Source organism: Marivita sp., assembly GCF_020055635.1.
Lineage (GTDB): Bacteria > Pseudomonadota > Alphaproteobacteria > Rhodobacterales > Rhodobacteraceae > Marivita.
Window position 1 is genome coordinate 74,314 of the sequence record NZ_JAIPUT010000013.1, and the last position, 15,995, is coordinate 90,308.

The 15,995-nt window shown below is 66.6% G+C and carries 15 protein-coding genes; 11 read left to right on the forward strand and 4 right to left on the reverse strand.

Translation table 11 applies throughout. The features are described from left to right. Positions 1-12: 12 nt before the first annotated feature. From fdh3B to LCF60_RS08955, 6 genes are all read left to right on the forward strand, one after another. Positions 13-606, forward strand: a complete 594-nt coding sequence (fdh3B, locus tag LCF60_RS08930) for a formate dehydrogenase FDH3 subunit beta (RefSeq protein WP_292291235.1) — start codon at positions 13-15, stop codon at positions 604-606. Between the two features lie 117 nt (positions 607-723). Next, positions 724-1,965, forward strand: coding sequence for a formate dehydrogenase subunit gamma (locus LCF60_RS08935; protein WP_292291236.1), 1,242 nt, complete (start codon positions 724-726; stop codon positions 1,963-1,965). A gap of 36 nt (positions 1,966-2,001) precedes the next feature. After that, positions 2,002-3,291: a c-type cytochrome gene (locus LCF60_RS08940; RefSeq protein WP_292291237.1), complete on the forward strand. Its 1,290-nt coding sequence runs from the start codon at positions 2,002-2,004 to the stop codon at positions 3,289-3,291. A gap of 1 nt (position 3,292) precedes the next feature. Next, positions 3,293-3,430: a hypothetical protein gene (locus LCF60_RS08945; protein WP_292291239.1), complete on the forward strand. Its 138-nt coding sequence runs from the start codon at positions 3,293-3,295 to the stop codon at positions 3,428-3,430. Further along, a complete protein-coding gene (locus tag LCF60_RS08950) occupies positions 3,427-4,797 on the forward strand; it encodes a sigma-54 dependent transcriptional regulator (RefSeq protein ID WP_292291240.1) in 1,371 nt (456 codons plus the stop codon). The genes LCF60_RS08945 and LCF60_RS08950 overlap by 4 nt, the downstream gene beginning before the upstream one ends. Before the next feature lie 125 nt (positions 4,798-4,922). Continuing rightward, positions 4,923-5,246: a cupin domain-containing protein gene (locus LCF60_RS08955; RefSeq protein ID WP_292291242.1), complete on the forward strand. Its 324-nt coding sequence runs from the start codon at positions 4,923-4,925 to the stop codon at positions 5,244-5,246. Here LCF60_RS08955 and LCF60_RS08960 read toward each other — a convergent pair. From LCF60_RS08960 to LCF60_RS08970, 3 genes are all read right to left on the reverse strand, one after another. Beyond that, complete coding sequence (locus LCF60_RS08960; RefSeq protein ID WP_292291243.1) at positions 5,243-5,788, reverse strand: biotin transporter BioY; 546 nt, start codon at positions 5,786-5,788, stop codon at positions 5,243-5,245. The two genes, LCF60_RS08955 and LCF60_RS08960, sit on opposite strands and share 4 nt — an antisense overlap. Before the next feature lie 71 nt (positions 5,789-5,859). Further along, on the reverse strand, positions 5,860-6,465 hold the full coding sequence (locus tag LCF60_RS08965; protein ID WP_292291244.1) for an energy-coupling factor transporter transmembrane component T: 606 nt from the start codon (positions 6,463-6,465) through the stop codon (positions 5,860-5,862). Beyond that, positions 6,446-7,174: an ABC transporter ATP-binding protein gene (locus LCF60_RS08970; protein WP_292291245.1), complete on the reverse strand. Its 729-nt coding sequence runs from the start codon at positions 7,172-7,174 to the stop codon at positions 6,446-6,448. Before LCF60_RS08970 ends, LCF60_RS08965 begins: the two co-directional genes overlap by 20 nt. A 167-nt stretch (positions 7,175-7,341) precedes the next feature. Here LCF60_RS08970 and LCF60_RS08975 point away from each other — a divergent pair, with 167 nt between their 5' ends. The 5 genes from LCF60_RS08975 to LCF60_RS08995 are packed head-to-tail and all read left to right on the forward strand — an operon-like array spanning position 7,342 to position 14,818. Beyond that, positions 7,342-9,795, forward strand: a complete 2,454-nt coding sequence (locus LCF60_RS08975) for an AAA family ATPase (RefSeq protein WP_292291246.1) — start codon at positions 7,342-7,344, stop codon at positions 9,793-9,795. Then, positions 9,792-10,496, forward strand: coding sequence for a hypothetical protein (locus LCF60_RS08980; RefSeq protein ID WP_292291248.1), 705 nt, complete (start codon positions 9,792-9,794; stop codon positions 10,494-10,496). Before LCF60_RS08975 ends, LCF60_RS08980 begins: the two co-directional genes overlap by 4 nt. Continuing rightward, positions 10,493-11,218 (forward strand): ABC transporter ATP-binding protein, encoded by a 726-nt coding sequence (locus LCF60_RS08985; RefSeq protein ID WP_292291249.1) that lies wholly within the window; start codon positions 10,493-10,495, stop codon positions 11,216-11,218. Before LCF60_RS08980 ends, LCF60_RS08985 begins: the two co-directional genes overlap by 4 nt. Before the next feature lie 3 nt (positions 11,219-11,221). Beyond that, positions 11,222-13,588 carry an FtsX-like permease family protein gene (locus LCF60_RS08990; RefSeq protein WP_292291250.1) on the forward strand — a complete coding sequence of 789 codons (2,367 nt, stop codon included), beginning with the start codon at positions 11,222-11,224 and terminating at the stop codon, positions 13,586-13,588. A 6-nt stretch (positions 13,589-13,594) separates the two neighbouring features. Beyond that, entirely contained in the window at positions 13,595-14,818 is a 1,224-nt protein-coding gene (locus LCF60_RS08995) for an HlyD family efflux transporter periplasmic adaptor subunit (protein ID WP_292291252.1), read from the forward strand. Positions 14,819-14,837: 19 nt separating this feature from the next. Here the strand turns inward: LCF60_RS08995 and LCF60_RS09000 are convergent, their stop codons facing one another. Beyond that, positions 14,838-15,872, reverse strand: a complete 1,035-nt coding sequence (locus tag LCF60_RS09000; RefSeq protein ID WP_292291253.1) for a sodium:calcium antiporter — start codon at positions 15,870-15,872, stop codon at positions 14,838-14,840. Between the last annotated feature and the right edge of the window lie 123 nt (positions 15,873-15,995).

A 15,995-nucleotide genomic window follows, 5' to 3' on the forward strand; every position in this document is an offset into this window, starting at 1 on the left:
GGAGAAACGGAAATGGCTAGAGCTAAATTCCTCTGTGACGCCGAACGCTGCATTGAATGCAACGCCTGCGTCACCGCGTGCAAGAACGAACATGAAGTGCCCTGGGGCATCAACCGGCGCCGGGTCGTGACCATCGAGGATGGCAAACCCGGCGAGCGGTCGATCTCGGTGGCCTGCATGCATTGTTCCGACGCGCCCTGCATGGCGGTCTGCCCCGTGGACTGCTTTTACCAGACCGAAGACGGTGTGGTCCTGCACTCCAAGGATCTGTGCATCGGGTGCGGTTATTGCTTCTATGCGTGCCCCTTCGGTGCGCCGCAATTCCCGCAGGCCGGCAATTTCGGCAGCCGTGGCAAGATGGACAAATGCACCTTCTGCGCCGGCGGTCCCGAAGACAATAACAGCCAGGCCGAGTTCCAGAAATACGGGCGCAACCGGATCGCCGAGGGCAAACTGCCCATCTGCGCCGAGATGTGCTCGACCAAGGCGCTTCTGGCGGGGGATGGCGACGTCGTGTCGGGCATCTACCGCGAACGCGTCGTGGCCCGCGGCTTCGGCAGCGGGGCCTGGGGCTGGGGCACCGCCTATGAGCAAAAGGGCGGCTGATCCTTTCGGCTTGCGGGGCGCGGCTGGCCGCGCCCCCGGCCCGTGACATGCGGGCGGGCGGCCAAGCGTGCCGCCCGTCCTGCATTGCCATTAACCTGATATATCGGACAGATCGCCATGACCCGTCTTCTGTATACGTTTATCCTGTCCCTGTTGCTGGCCGCGCCCCTTGCCGGGCCTGGAACCGCGCAGGACACGACCTCTGATTCCGGCGCCGCCTCGGGTGGCACGCAGGGCGACCGCGCCGCAACCGGTGGCGCGCCCACATTGGAAGACATCCTTGCCCGCCAGCGCGGCGAGACGGTCGATAACGAGTTCCGGCGCGGCACCTCTGAGGGGGCGGGCGAATCCGCGCCCGGCCTCGGCCCTCTGGGCGGGGTGTCGGATTCCGATGTCTGGCGCGATCTGCGCTTCAACGACGCGAATGTGAAGGTCTCGGCCGGGGGCGATGAGGCCAAGGTTCTGGTGCAGGATGCCGGCATGGCCTGGCTGCAATTCCGCGAGGGTCCGCTTGTGACCTATGGCGGCTGGGGCCTTGTGGCGGTGCTGGGCCTTCTGGTGCTGTTTTACCTCTTTCGCGGCAAGATCCGCATCGACGGCGAAAAGACCGGCCGCACGGTGACGCGCTTCGCCTTTATCGAACGCTTCGCCCATTGGCTGATGGCGGGGTCCTTCATCGTGCTGGGCATTACCGGGCTGGTTTCGCTCATGGGGCGTCAATTCCTGATCCCGGCCTTCGGGCATGAGGCGTTCTCGACCATCGCACTCGCCTCGAAATGGGTGCATAACAATTTCGCCTGGGCCTTCATGCTGGGTCTCGTCATGGCCTTCGTCATGTGGGTGGCACATAACATTCCCAACCGGACCGACCTCAAGTGGCTGGCGGTGGGGGGCGGCATCTTCACATCCGGCGTGCATCCTCCGGCGCGCAAGTTCAATGCCGGACAGAAGCTGATCTTCTGGTCGGTGATGGTGCTGGGCGTGTCGATCTCGGTCTCGGGGGTATCGCTTCTGTTTCCCTTCGAAATTCCGATGTTCGCCAAGACCTTCGTGATCCTCAACGACACCGGATTGCCGCAGTTGCTGGGCTTTGGGGTTCTGCCCACCGACCTTGCGCCGCACCAGGAAATGCAGCTTTCGCAGGCCTGGCACGCGATCGTCGGCTTCGTGCTGATGGGCATCATCCTCGCGCATATCTATATCGGCTCGGTCGGCATGGAAGGCGCGTTCGATGCCATGGGCTCGGGCGAGGTCGAAGAGCAATGGGCGCGCGAACACCACGGCCTGTGGCTCGAGGAGCTTCAGGAAAAAGGCGAGGCCCCCGTGAGGGACGGCAAGGCGGCGACACCGGCGGAATAAGCGATGTTCAGGCCGGTCCTTGCCTTGATGCTCTGCATGTCCGGGGCCCTCGGTGCCGCCGCGCAGGACTTCACCACGCTCAAGGGTCATGGCGGCCCGATCATGGGCGTGGCCCATGACGATGCGCGCGGGCAGGTGGCGACAGCCAGTTTCGACAACTCCGTCGGGCTTTGGCGCGGGCGCGAACCACGCTGGCTCGAGGGGCATGGCGCGGCCGTCAACACGGTGATCTTTCTGGCGCCGGGGCGGTTGGCCTCGGGGGGCGACGATTTCGCGGTGATCCTGTGGGATATCGACAGCGGCGCGGCCACCCGGCGCGACGGTCACAAGGGCAAGGTCGCGGCGCTGGCGCAATCGCCCGATGGGGCGCTGCTGGCCTCGGCCAGCTGGGACGGCAGCATCGGCCTCTGGCCGCTTACGGGCGAAGCCGCGCCACGTTTCCTCAAGGGGCATGACGCCGGGGTGAACGCCGTGGCCTTCGGCGCGCGGGGCAACCGGCTCTATTCGGCCTCGGCGGATGGAACGATCCGGATCTGGAACACGGATGACGGCAGCAACCGGATTCTCGCCAATCACGGCTTTGGCGTGAACCGCTTTATCCTGGGGCCGGATGACGGCTGGCTGGCCTATGGCGCGGTCGATGGCGTCACCCGTGTGATCGACCCCGAAAGCGGCGCGCAGATCGCCGATTTCTCGCTTGATCGCCGCCCGATCCTTTCCATGGCGCATCACGCGCCAACCGCCCAGCTCGCGGTGGGCGACGGGCATGGCTTCATCATGATGATCGACAGCGCTCAATGGCGCATCGCCCGCGATTTCCGCGCCATGCGCCGCGGTCCGGTCTGGGCGCTGGCCTTCGCCGATGACGGCGCCTCGATCCTGGCGGGAGGGCTTGACGACGTGGTCTATTCCTGGCCCGTCGCCATGCTGAGCGAATTCGATCCGGCGGGCGGGGAGCAACGCAGCTTCCTGCGTGATCCTGCGACAATGCCCAATGGCGAGCGCCAGTTCATGCGCAAATGCTCGGTCTGCCATGCGCTGACGCCGCCGCCCTCGCGCAAGGCGGGGCCGACGCTATATGATGTGTTCGGGCGCAAGGCGGGGGCGCTGCCGGGCTATCCCTATTCCGATACGCTGGCGGGCGCGGATATCACCTGGTCGGATGACACGATCGACGCGCTGTTCGACATCGGTCCGGACCATTTCATCCCCGGCTCGAAGATGCCGATGCAACGTATCACCGACCCCTCCGACCGCGACGATCTCGTCGCCTTCCTGCGCAAGGCCACGGCGCCGGATTCATCATCCCCCCAACAGGAGAACTGAAATGAAAGCGCTTTATACCGCCCTTGCCGCCTGCGTGGTGATTGCCTTTGCCAGCGACTACATCCTGCACCAGATCGGGTTCTCCAGTCAGGACAGACAATCCGGTGCCGCCGTTCGCTTGGGTGACGCGGCCGAATGACCGCGGCGGGCGGGCAACAAAAGGGCGATGGCCGCCCCGAGGACGACTATGGCGAGAACCTCGCCGCCGCGTCGATCCTGGTGATCGACGACGAGCCGGGCATGCGCAATTTCCTGACCAAGGTGCTGACCCCGCGCTGCAAACGTGTGGAACAGGCGCGCTCGGCGCGCGAGGCGTCGGGCATTCTCGACCAGGCGCATTTCGATCTGGTGATCGTCGACAACGTGATGCCCGAAACATCGGGGCTCGACTGGTTGGTCGAACAGCGCCGCGTCGGGCTTTTTGCCGATGCGATCCTGATTACCGCCTATGCCGATCTTGATACCGCGATACGGGCGCTGCGGGCCGGGGTGGCGGATTTCGTGCTCAAGCCGTTTCGCGCCAACCAGATTCTGAACGCCGCCGCCCGCGCGCTCGACCGCAAATACCTACGACGCGACAACTACCTGCTGCGCCACGAACTTTCGGAAAACAGCGTCGTGCAGGCGCGGCTTCTGGGCAATTCCCCGGCCCTGCAATCGGTGCGCGACATGCTGGCGCGGGTGGCACCACTGCCCAGTTCGGTGCTGTTCACCGGCGCCAGCGGCACCGGCAAGGAAGTCGCCGCGCGCACTCTTCACGGGATGTCGGATCGCGCCGAAAAGCCTTTCGTTGCTGTCAATTGCGCGGCGATCTCGCCCGACCAGATCGCCGCCGAACTCTTTGGCGTGATCGAGGATGGCACACGGCGCAAGGACGGGCTGTTTCTGCATGCCGATGGCGGAACGCTGTTTCTGGATGAGGTGGCGCAACTCCCCCAACAGGTGCAGGCGACGCTTTTGCGCGTGCTCGAGGATCACCGCGTGCGCCCCGCCGGGGCCGAGCGCGATATCCCGCTTGACCTGCGCTTTTTGTTCGCCACCAATGCCGATCTGCCACAGGCGGTGAAGGAGGGGCGGTTTCGCGCCGATCTTTTCCACCGGCTCGACGTGTTTCGCATCGAAATGCCACCGCTCAGGGAACGCAGCGAGGATATCGTCGAACTCGCGGTCTTTTTCATGAGCGAGTTTTCCCGCAGCCTGGGCCTGCCCAAGCTCGATCTCAACCAGGAGGTCCTGCTCAAGCTCAGCCGCCATGACTGGCCCGGGAATGTGCGCGAATTGCGCAACCTGATCGAACGCTCGGTGATCCTCGGGGCCTTCCCTGTCGAGTTTTCGGGCGCGGGCGCGATCACCGGCCCCGAGGCGATCGAAACGCTCGAACTGGTGGAACAGCGCCATATCCTCAATGTTCTGGACGCCTGCGACGGCAATCGCGCCGAGGCCGCCCGCCGCCTTGGCGTGTCGCGCAAGACCATAGACCGCAAATGCGCCGCCTGGGGCATCTAGCGCCGGGGCAGGGCGGTGCCGTGGTGATCCATCCCTGAATGCGCGCGGCGGCTGGCGGCGCTTGCCAAGCCTTTACGACCCGCTAAGCTGCGCCTGATCGTTTTCAGCTTTTCAGGAGGCCACAGATGTCAGACCGCCCCGAAGCACAGCCCGAGATACTGACCGACACCGACCAGCATCGCGTCACCCGTTTCGATTTCGAACCCGGTGCCGAAACCGGCTGGCATGTCCACGGCTTCGATTATGTCATCGTTGCCCTGAGCGAATGCCGCATGAAGCTGGAAATGCCCGACGGCACGGCGAACGATGTCACCTTGCCGCCGGGGCGCACCTATCACCGGCCCACCGGCATCGAGCATAACGTGATCAATGCCGGCACGCAGCCGATGGCCTTTGTCGAAATCGAGTACAGGACGCCGCTCGATTTCGACCGCCTCGAAGGCGCTTAACCGCGCGACAGCACGCTGGCCGGACGCGCCTTGAGCAGCGACGCGGTCAGCGCGGCGGCCAGCCCGGCCTTGATCAGGTCACCCGGAATGAACGGCGTGACCAGCAGCGCGGCCTCGACAAGCGTCTTGTCCAGGGTGATGGACATGCCGATGACGCCAAAGACGTAAAGCACCGGAATCCCGCCGATCACCGCGCCGATGAAGGCGGCGGTCAGGATCGGGGTGTTGCGCATCCGCTCGACGATCCAGCCGGCCACGAAGGCGGCAATCGGAAAGCCGATCAAAAAGCCGGTGGTCGGGCCGACAAAGACGCCCAGGCCGCCACGTCCCCCCGCCAGCAGCGGCAGGCCAAGCGCCACCAGCGCCAGGAACAACAGCACCGCCAGCGCGCCGCGCTTGGCGCCCAGAACCGTGCCGCACAGCATGATGCCCATGCCCTGTGCAGTGATCGGGACACCCGAGGCAAGAGTGAATTGCGGCACAAGCCCCAGCACCGCGATCAGCGCGGCGAAAAGGGCGATAAGTGTGATCTGACGTTCCATGTCGCGTTTCCTTCTGTCTGTCCGTTTTCTTGTCGTTCAGTCGTTTGTTTCTTCGCGCGTTCCCCTGCGGCTCACTCTGCGTCAAAACCGCCGCGCGCGCGCAGCGCCTCGGCCACGTGTTCGGCATCGTCGACCGCCACCAGCGCGATCGGCAGCGCCACCTGCCAGCCCGCGCGGCGTGGGCTGCGTGCGCGCCAGGCCTCGATCAGGTTGCGCGCCTTGGCCAGCAGCACCGGGATGAAGCGCACCACCAGCACGATCGCGAATCCGATGGGCGCGGTCCTGACCCCCAGCCGCCTGAGCGGCGACAAGAGCCACAGCACCACCTCGACCATATCATCGAACCGCGTGGTCATCGTGACCAGGTTCGCCAGCGCCACCGCCGCCGTCAGGCGCAACGCGATGATAAGTCCCGCGCGCCCGTCCTGCGTCAGCAGATGCCAGGCCAGCACCAGCGCCACGAAGAACCAGACCGGCTTCAGCAGCCGCAGACCATCCTTGGCGAATTGCCGCCCCGGCACAAGGTAAAGCCCTGCGACGGCCGCGTTCGCGGCCAGCATCGCGCCCAGGCTGTCCAGCATGAACAGCCCCACCGTCGCCGCGCATAAAAGCGCCAGCTTGGCGCCTGCGCGGATCGGATGATAAGGCGTGCGGATCTCAGAGGTCAGCGTCAGCATCATCCACCTCCTGCATCGCCGCAAGGTAACGCGCCAGCGTTTCCCCGGCGGGGCCGTCGGCGGCGACCTGCCCGCCCTCCAGCCAGATCACCCGCTCATAGGATTGCAGCGCGCTGATGTCATGCGACACCTGGATCAGCGTGACCGGCAGCGCCTCGAGGTAGCTGCGCAAGGCGCGGATCGTCGGGATATCCAGCCCCGCGAAGGGCTCGTCCAGCACGATCACGCGCGGCTCCATCGCCAGAACCGCCATCAGGCAGACAAGGTGGCGCTGCCCTTGCGAGAGCCCATCGACCGCGCGCTCTGCCCAGTCCTCGCGCCCGAACCGCGCCAGCATGGCGTGCGCGCCCTCGCGTGCCTCGGCCTTGGGCTGGCCCAACTGGCGCAGACCAAAGGCCAGCTCCTCTTCGACGGTGGGAAAGATGATCTGGTGATCGGGGTTCTGAAACAGGATGCCGACCGTGCGGATCGCCGCCTTGCGGTCGGTGCAGACATCCACGCCCGCCACCGTGACGCGCCCGGCATCGGGTGCGATCAGCCCGGCGATCAGCCGCGCCAGCGTGGTCTTGCCCGACCCGTTGCGCCCGACGATCCCGACGCGGCGCGAATCAAGCGCCAGCGTCAGGTCGCGCAGCACCTCGCGCGCGCCGAAGCGGACGCTCACGCCCTTGAGGCACACCCGGTCATTCGCTGTTTGCACTGGCGCCATCGCCCTTGTCCCACGCCTTTCGTTGGCGCCCGTGCATAGCGCCCGCCTTGCCGACATGCCAGCGCAAAGACCATGCGCTTTCCTGATTTGAGTCAAGACGCACAGCGCGCATCGCGTTAGACTGGGCGCGCGTCCCGATCTGCAATTACAGAAGGTTTCGCCCGCTCATGAATGATCCCGCCGATCCCGCTCATCCCGCCCCGCTGCCCGCCGCCGCGCTTTGCGTGCCGGTCCCGGCGGCAGAGTTCGACTTTTCGACCACCGCCGATCTGCCCGCCGAAACAGGCTGGCTGGGGCAGGACCGCGCGGTCGATGCGATCCGCATGGCCGCCAGCATCCCGCATGGCGATTTCAACGCCTTTGTTCTGGGCACACCGGGCACCGGGCGCCACCGGATCGTGGACGGGATCCTGACCGAGGCGGCGGCGGGGCGCGCGCGCCCCAATGACTGGGTCTATGTCAACAATTTCGAAACACCCCACAAACCCTCCGCCATTGAACTGCCGCCCGGTATCGGCGTGCGCCTGCGCAAGGCGATGGAGGCGCTGGTGGATGATCTGGCCAACGCCATCCCGGCGCTCTTTGAATCCGAAGATTATCAATCGCGCCGCAATACCATCGAACAGGGCTTCGCCGACGAACACGAAGAGGCGATGTCGGACCTCTTCGAGCGCGCCCGCGCCCGCGATGTCGCCATCCTGCGCACGCCGATGGGCTTTACCGTCACCGGCCTGCATGACGGCGAGGTGCTGACGCCCGACAAGTATAATGCCCTCTCCGAGTCGGAGCAGGAGAAGATCGACGCCGCCGTCGACGAGATCCAGGACGCTCTGGGCGAGATCCTCAAAGCCGCCCCCGCGCGCGAAAAGGACCATCGCCGCCAGGTCGAGGAACTGAATTACGAGATGGCCCGCGCCGGGGTCGAGGACGCCATCGCCGACGTGACCGATGCACTGCCCGAAATCGAGGCGCTGCGCGCCTATCTCGAAACGGTGCGCGCCGACCTGATCGAGAACGCACAGCTTTTCCTGATGCGCGACGACCAGATGCAGGGCGGCCCGTTTCCCGGCGCGACCTCCAAACATTACACCCGCCCCCAGTTTCAGCGCTACGCCGTCAACGTGATCGTCGGCGATGGCAGCGCGGCCAAGGGCGGCGGCGCGCCGGTGATCCGCGAAACCCTGCCGACGCTGGGCAACCTGATCGGGCGCATCGAATACGCTTCGGAGATGGGTGCGCTGGTGACGAATTTCACCATGATCCGCCCCGGTGCGCTGCACCGCGCCAATGGCGGTTTCATCGTGCTCGACGCGCTTCAGGTGCTGGGCGAGCCCTTCGCCTGGGACGCTCTCAAACGCTGCCTGCGCACCGGTGAGATCTCGATCTATTCGCCTGGCGAGCGGCTCAGCCTTGTCTCGACGGTCTCTCTCGATCCCGATCCGATTCCGCTCAGAACCCGTGTGATCCTTGTGGGCGAACGGCTGCATTACTACCTGCTTTCGGCGCTCGACCCCGATTTCGCGCATCTCTTCAAGCTTGAGGCCGATCTTGACGACCACCTGCCCGATGACGCCGGCGCGCGGCAAGGCTATGCCCGCATGATCGCCGCCATCGCGCGTAAGGCCGGCATTCGCCCGCTCGATGCGGGCGCCGTGGCCGCCACCCTGCGCGAGGCCACCCGCCTTGCCGGTGACGCCGAACGCCTGACGCTCAATACCGATACGCTGTCGGATATCCTGCGCGAGGCCGATCACTGGGCCGATGGCAACGGCCACGATGCGATCACCCCGACCGATATCGAAAAGGCGCTCTTTGAGCGCGAGCGCCGCGCCAGCCGGATTCGCGAACTCAGCCATGAAGCGATCAACCGCGACACGGTGCTGATCGACACCGATGGCGCGGCCACCGGCCAGATCAACGCGCTTTCGGTGCTTCAGATCGGCGGCTATGCCTTCGGGCGGCCCTCGCGGCTGACGGCGCGCACCCGGATGGGCGGCGGCAAACTTGTCGATATCGAACGCGAGACCGAACTCGGCGGGGCGATCCATTCCAAGGGGGTGCTGATCCTTCAGGGCTATCTTGCGGCCAATTATGCGACTGATCTGCCGATGTCGCTCTGGGCGAGCCTCGTCTTCGAGCAAAGCTATGGCGGTGTCGATGGCGACAGCGCCTCCGCGGCCGAACTGCTGGCGCTGATCTCGTCGCTGGCCGAGGCCCCGATCGACCAGTCCTTCGCCATCACCGGCTCGATCAACCAGTTCGGCGCGATTCAGGCCATCGGCGGGGTCAATGAAAAGATCGAAGGCTTCTTTGATATCTGCGATGCGCGCGGCCTCACGGGGCGTCAGGGCGTGCTGATCCCGGCCTCCAATACCAAGCACCTCGCCCTGCGCCGCCGGGTGATCGAGGCGGTCGAAGCGGACCGCTTCCGCATCATTCCCGTCGCGCATCTCGATGAAGCCATCGCGCTTTTGATGGGCTGCGGGGCAGGGGCGCGCGATGCGGACGGGGCCTATCCCGAAGGCAGCATCAACGCGCGCGTCGAAGCCCGGCTGCGCGGGTTCGCCGATGCGCGGCGCGCCTATGGACGCACGGTTCTGGAGCAGGGGGGCAAGTCATGACCCCCGAAACCCGTCGCGCCCGCGTGATCCTTGGCGCGACCTGCTATCTTGATGCCGAAGGCGCGATCCGGGTCGCGGTCGAGATCGCCCGCCAGATGGGCGCCGACCTCCACGGTGTACTGGTCGCGGACGAGGCGATCATGGCCGCTGCCTCCACGCCGCGCGCGCGCAGCATCGGCTTTACCGGTGCGCAGGTGGTCGAGGTGACATCGGCGCGCATGCAGGCGGCATTTCGCGCCGATGCCCGCCGCTTCGAGCGCCAGTTGCAGCACGCCGCCCAGGCGGCCTCGCTTGCGGCGGCGTTCCGCCAGATGCAGGGGCGGCTTGTGACCGCGCTCGATCAGGGCGCAGGCGCCGGGGATGTGCTGATCTACGGATTTTCCCGCGATCCGGGCAGCACCGATTGCGTGGCGCTCATCGCCGGTGCGTCGCCCCCGGCCCCTGGCCTCGCGGCGCTGGCCGCGCGGCTCGCGCAGGAAGCTGGCAAGCCGCTTCTCACTTTCGCACCCCCCGGACCCGGGGGGCCGGATATCGTCACCTGTGACGGGCCTGAGGCCCTTCTGGCACGGCTTGAACGCCATCGCCCGGCGGCGGTGATCGGTGCGGCCCCGCGCGCCGAACTGCCGCCCCTGGCGCGTCTGCTCGATGCGGCGCGCTGCCCGCTCATCCTCCCCGCAACGCCGGCGGAGGGGGATTCATGAGTGCACCCGCCGCGGCGCCCGAAACCATGTTTCGCACCGAAGGGCTGACCAAGGTCTATGACAGCGGCCTGACCAAGGTGCATGCGCTGGCCGGGGTGGATCTTGAACTTTACGGCGGCGAGTTGTCGGTTCTGCTTGGCCCTTCGGGCTCGGGCAAGTCGACGCTGCTCAACATCCTCGGGGGGCTCGATCATGCCAGCGCCGGACATGTCTGGTTCCGCGATCTTGAACTCACGGGGCTCGGGGATCGCGGTCTGACGCGCTATCGGCGCGATCACGTCGGCTTCGTCTTTCAGTTCTACAACCTCGTGGCCAGCCTGACCGCGCGCGAGAACGTGCAGCTTGTGACCGATGTGGCGCGCGATCCGATGTCGCCCGACGAGGCGCTTGAACAGGTCGGGCTGGGGTCGCGGATGGATCACTTTCCCGCCGAGATGTCGGGCGGCGAGCAGCAGCGCGTCGCCATCGCCCGCGCCATCGCCAAACGCCCCGAGGTGCTGCTTTGCGACGAGCCCACCGGCGCGCTTGACAGCAAGACCGGCGTGCAGGTGCTCGAGGCGCTGCGCGATATCAACGAACGGCTGGGCACCACCACCGCCGTCATCACCCACAACGCGGAAATCCGCCGCATGGCGCATCGGGTGATCTGGTTCCGCGACGGCCATATCGAGCGGATCGAAACCAATGCCGAGCGGATCGCCCCGGCGGATATCCACTGGTAGGGAATGATGAACGCGCTCGACAAGAAACTGCTGCGCGATTTTCGCCGCCTCTGGGCGCAGGCGCTGGCCATCGCGCTGGTACTGGCCTGCGGGGTGGCGATCCTGATGACCACCTTCGGGATGTATGGCGCACTCGAGGACACCCGCGCCGCCTATTACGAGCGCAACCGCTTTGCCGATGTCTTCGCCGCGGCCAACCGCGCGCCGGATTCCATATTGTCCGAAATCCGCGCCATCCCCGGCGTGCGGCAGGCCGAGGCGCGGGTGGTCAAGCATGTGATCCTCAACGTTCCGGGGCGGCTCGAAACGGTGACCGGGCAGATGATCTCGCTGCCCGAAACGGGCGCGCCGCTGCTCAATCGCCCGGTGCTGCGCAGCGGCCGCCTGCCGGACCCCGCCGCCACCGGCGAGGTGGCGGTGAACGCGCCCTTCGCTGAAGCCAACGGGCTGCGCCCCGGTGACAGCTTCACCGCCAACATGGGCGGGCGCAAACGGGTGCTGACCCTGACCGGCACGCTGTTGTCGCCTGAGTTCATCTACACGATCGGCCCCGGCGCGATGATGCCCGACGCCGAGACCTTCGGTATTCTCTTCGTCCCCGCGCGCGTTGCCGATGCCGCCTTCGACATGCAGGGCGCCTTCAACGACGTGACGCTCAAGCTCGATCCCCGCGCGCCCGAAGCGCAGGTGATCGACCGGCTCGACATCCTGCTCGACCCTTATGGCGGCACCGGCGCGCATGGGCGCGACAGCCAGACCTCGCACAGTTTCGTCGATGCCGAGATCGAACAACTGCGCAGCACCGCCATCATCCTGCCGCCGATCTTCTTCGGCATCACCGCCTTTCTGGTGGGCATGGTGATCGGGCGGATCATCGCGCTGGAACGCGCCGAGATCGGGCTGCTCAAGGCGATCGGCTACAGCGACGTGGAAATCTGCGTGCATTACCTGATGCTGGCGGGGCTGGTGGCGGTGGTGGGGACGCTTCTGGGCTGGGCCGTTGGAACCTGGCTTTCGGGGGCCCTGGCGCGGCTCTATGCGCAGTTCTTCGACTTTCCCTACCTCATCTACCGCGTCGCCTATGATGCCTATGCGATCTCGGGGCTGCTGGCGCTGGCCAGTGCCGCGCTCGGGGCGGCGCGCAGCGCGCTTCACGCCGCGCGCCTCGCGCCCGCAACGGCGATGTCGCCGCCCGCACCGCCCCGCTTCAGCCGCGGTCTGCTTGATCGCGCGCTCTCGCGCCTGCGCCTGTCGCAGCCGGTGATGATGATCCTGCGCAGCCTGATGCGCTGGCCGGTGCGCTCGGGGCTGACCACGCTTGGCCTGTCGCTGGCGGTGGCGGTGCTGGTGGCCTCGAGCTTCTTTTCGGACGCGCTCGACACGATCCTCGACAAGGCATTCTACCAATCCAACCGGCAGGATGCGATGCTGCTCTTTTCACCGGGGCTGCGCGATGACGCCCTTCAGGATGTCACCAACCTGCCGGGGGTGCTGATGGCCGAGGGCCAGCAATTCCAGCCCGCCACCCTGCGCCACGGCCATCTTGAGAAGGACACCGCCCTCGAGGCCCGTCCCCCCGGCGCCGACCTCTCGCGCATCGTTGACGCGGCGGGCCATGTAATCGACGCGCCCCCCGGCGCGATCCTCCTGTCCGAACGCCTTGCGGCACATCTCGAAGCCCGCCCCGGCGACGTGGTTGCCATCGAGTTTCCCGACGGGCGCGACGAAATCCACCACCTGCCAGTCGCCGGTCTGGTCACGCAATATGTCGGGCTTGGCGCCTATGTGGACAGCACCACGCTTGACCGCCTCAAACGCCAGTCGCCGCGCATCACCGCCGCCAACCTGCTGATCGACGATGCCGCCCTGCCGCAGCTTCATGCGGTGCTCAAGGACACGCCGGAACTCAGCGGGCTTGTCATGCTGACCCGCATGCGCCGCTCATTCGAAGACACGATCCGGCGCAACGTCACTACCATGACCACCGTCTATATATCGATCGCGATGCTGATTACCGTCGGCGTCGCCTATAACGGCGCGCGCATTCAGCTTTCCGAACGCGCCCGCGAACTTGCCAGCCTGCGAATCCTCGGCTTCACGCGGGGCGAAGTCTCTTTCGTGCTGATCGGGGAAACCATGCTGCTCGCGCTCCTGGCGCAGCCGCTGGGCTGGGCGCTTGGCGGGGTGATCGCGTCGGCGCTGGCGCGCGGATCGGCCTCGGACCTCTATTCCGTGCCGCTGGTGCTGGAACCCGCCGGATTCGCCCGCGCCAGCCTCGTTGTGCTGGCCGCATCCCTCGGGGCCGCGCTGCTGGTGCGCCGCCGCCTTGATCGTCTCGACCTTGTCGCTGTCATGAAAACACGGGAATAATATCTTATGCCTTTCAAAGCCCGCAATGTCCTACTCTATGGCCTTGGCGCCGCCGCCGCGCTCGGTCTTGGCTGGCTGGCGCTGCGCAGCGATCCGGTGCCGGTCGATCTCCATGAACTGACCCGCGCGCCCATGCAGGTGACGGTCAACGCCGATGCCCGCACCCGGATCGCCGAAATCTACGAGGTCGCCGCGCCGATCGCTGGGATCGCGCGCCGCTCGCCCGTGCGCGAGGGCGATCCGGTCATCGCCGATGAAACCGTGGTCGCCATCGTCGAACCCGCCGCGCCGGGCCTTCTGGACATGCGCAGCCGCATTCAGGCCGAAGCCGCCGTGCGCGAGGCCGAAGCCGCGCTTGTCTCGGCGCGCAGCTCGCTGCGCCAGGCCGAGGAAGAACTGACCTACGCGCGCACCGATCACGAGCGCACCCGCACGCTGGTGGAACGCGGCGTCGCCTCGATCACCCGTCTGGAGGATGCCGAACAACGCCTGCGAACCGCCGAGGCCGGGGCCGATGCCGCCGCCTCCAATCTCGAACGGGCCAATGGCGCGCTCGACAGGGTGCGCGCGGCGCTGATCGAACCGGGCGACGATGCCGGGCAATCCTCCTCCTGTTGCGTGCGCCTTCATGCGCCGGTGGATGGAAGGGTGCTCAGCATCGACACGATCAGCGAACGCCCCGTCGCGGCGGGCACGCGGCTCTTGTCGGTCGGGCGGCCCGAGGATCTGGAAATCGTGGCCGACCTTCTCTCGACCGATGCCGTGCGCCTCGCGCCCGGCGCGCGCGCCGTTGTCGAACGCTGGGGCGGGGCGGGGACGCTGGCGGCGGAACTGACCAAGGTCGAACCCTCGGGCTATACCAAGGTGTCCGCTTTGGGGATCGAGGAACAGCGCGTCGATGTGGTCTTCGATCTCGTGACCCCGGTCGCGGATCGCGCCGGGCTTGGCGACGGGTTCTCGGTCTTTCTGCGCATCGTCGAATGGGAGGCCGATGATATTCTGCAGGTGCCTCTGGGCGCGATCTTCCGCCGGGGGCAGGACTGGGCGGTGTTCGTCGCCGACAAGGACGACACCGCGCGCCTTCAGGTGATCGAACTGGGGCGGCGCAACGAAACCGCCGCTCAGGTACTTTCGGGGCTCGAGGCCGGGCAGCGGGTCATAACCCACCCTTCCGATGCCATCCGCGACGGGATCAGGATCGTGGCGCGCGACGGCGGGCAGGGCGCGTGACCTGCCACCGCGCGCCGCGTCACGCCATGAATGCCTGCACCGCAACCGCACCCGCATAGACCAGCAACAGCGCGCTGCTCTCGACCCCGATGCGCCCCGGCCCGTGGCGCTCGCGCACGATCAGCCCGATCAGCAGAATGCTTGTCATCAACATGCCCACGGCGATCCAGAACATGTCGGCGCGCCCGATCGCGTGATAGATCGACCCGTCGCGATAACCCACATCCGCCGCCGTCAGGAACAGCACGTCAAAGGTGTTGCCGCCGATGATCCCGCCCACGGCCAGTTGCACCGCCCCGCGCCGCACGGCGGCCAGCGTGGTGATCAGCTCGGGCAGCGATGTCGCCACCGCCGTCATCAGCGCCCCGACCACCGTCGCCGGAATGCCCATCTGCTCGGGCATTTGCACGGCGATCTTGGACATGGCCCAGCCCGCCAGCCCCAGGATCACCACAAGGGCGCCAAAGCGCAGCAGCAACGAAACCAGGCTGCCCTCGGCCTCATGGTCGGTTTCGGGCCGGTCCTCCCGTGTCTGCGGCGTGCTGACGGGCCGCCACATCGGCGCGGCCCGCACCTGTCCGCCCACCCGCAGCCCGGCGACATAGATCACCGGCAACAGCAGCGACACCGGATGCACCCCCAGCACCGAAACCTCCGGCCCGGTCCAGGCCGCCAGCGGCAGGCCCAGCATCAAGGTCAGCAGGCTCGCCTGATAGAGAATCGCCGGATCGGCCGAGGCATGTTCAAGATTCGCGCGCCGGTATGTGATGTCGGCCAGCGCCAGAAAGGCGGTCTGCGCCGCGATCCCGCCCACGGCGTTGGAAAAGGCCAGCGACGCCTCGCCATCCATCGCCGCCGTGACCGAGACCACAGTGCCCGAAAGCGATGTGGCCATGCCCAGCAGAACCGCCCCGGTGATGGCCTCGCCCGCGCCGGTCCGGTCGGCCAGCTGGTCGGCCTTTTCGGTCAGCCGGACGCCAACCACCGCGATCACCGTGGCAGTCGCAAGGAACCCCGCGATCAGCGCGGGCAGGGACAGAGCATCGAACCACATCGCCTTCAATCTGGGCCGGGCGCGAGGCATTGGCAAACGCAAAGCTGCGCGCGCGGGGGCGGTTTTGTACAATCTTTCACCGGAGCCGGACGAATCCGGTACAAAACAGACGTACAAACCGGA

Coding starts and splice junctions, on each gene's coding strand:
- fdh3B (WP_292291235.1), top strand. CDS start 13: ATGGCTAGAGCTAAATTCCTCTGTGACGCCGAACGCTGCATTGAATGC.
- LCF60_RS08935 (WP_292291236.1), top strand. CDS start 724: ATGACCCGTCTTCTGTATACGTTTATCCTGTCCCTGTTGCTGGCCGCG.
- LCF60_RS08940 (WP_292291237.1), top strand. CDS start 2,002: ATGTCCGGGGCCCTCGGTGCCGCCGCGCAGGACTTCACCACGCTCAAG.
- LCF60_RS08945 (WP_292291239.1), top strand. CDS start 3,293: ATGAAAGCGCTTTATACCGCCCTTGCCGCCTGCGTGGTGATTGCCTTT.
- LCF60_RS08950 (WP_292291240.1), top strand. CDS start 3,427: ATGACCGCGGCGGGCGGGCAACAAAAGGGCGATGGCCGCCCCGAGGAC.
- LCF60_RS08955 (WP_292291242.1), top strand. CDS start 4,923: ATGTCAGACCGCCCCGAAGCACAGCCCGAGATACTGACCGACACCGAC.
- LCF60_RS08960 (WP_292291243.1), bottom strand. CDS start 5,788: ATGGAACGTCAGATCACACTTATCGCCCTTTTCGCCGCGCTGATCGCG.
- LCF60_RS08965 (WP_292291244.1), bottom strand. CDS start 6,465: ATGCTGACGCTGACCTCTGAGATCCGCACGCCTTATCATCCGATCCGC.
- LCF60_RS08970 (WP_292291245.1), bottom strand. CDS start 7,174: ATGGCGCCAGTGCAAACAGCGAATGACCGGGTGTGCCTCAAGGGCGTG.
- LCF60_RS08975 (WP_292291246.1), top strand. CDS start 7,342: ATGAATGATCCCGCCGATCCCGCTCATCCCGCCCCGCTGCCCGCCGCC.
- LCF60_RS08980 (WP_292291248.1), top strand. CDS start 9,792: ATGACCCCCGAAACCCGTCGCGCCCGCGTGATCCTTGGCGCGACCTGC.
- LCF60_RS08985 (WP_292291249.1), top strand. CDS start 10,493: ATGAGTGCACCCGCCGCGGCGCCCGAAACCATGTTTCGCACCGAAGGG.
- LCF60_RS08990 (WP_292291250.1), top strand. CDS start 11,222: ATGATGAACGCGCTCGACAAGAAACTGCTGCGCGATTTTCGCCGCCTC.
- LCF60_RS08995 (WP_292291252.1), top strand. CDS start 13,595: ATGCCTTTCAAAGCCCGCAATGTCCTACTCTATGGCCTTGGCGCCGCC.
- LCF60_RS09000 (WP_292291253.1), bottom strand. CDS start 15,872: ATGTGGTTCGATGCTCTGTCCCTGCCCGCGCTGATCGCGGGGTTCCTT.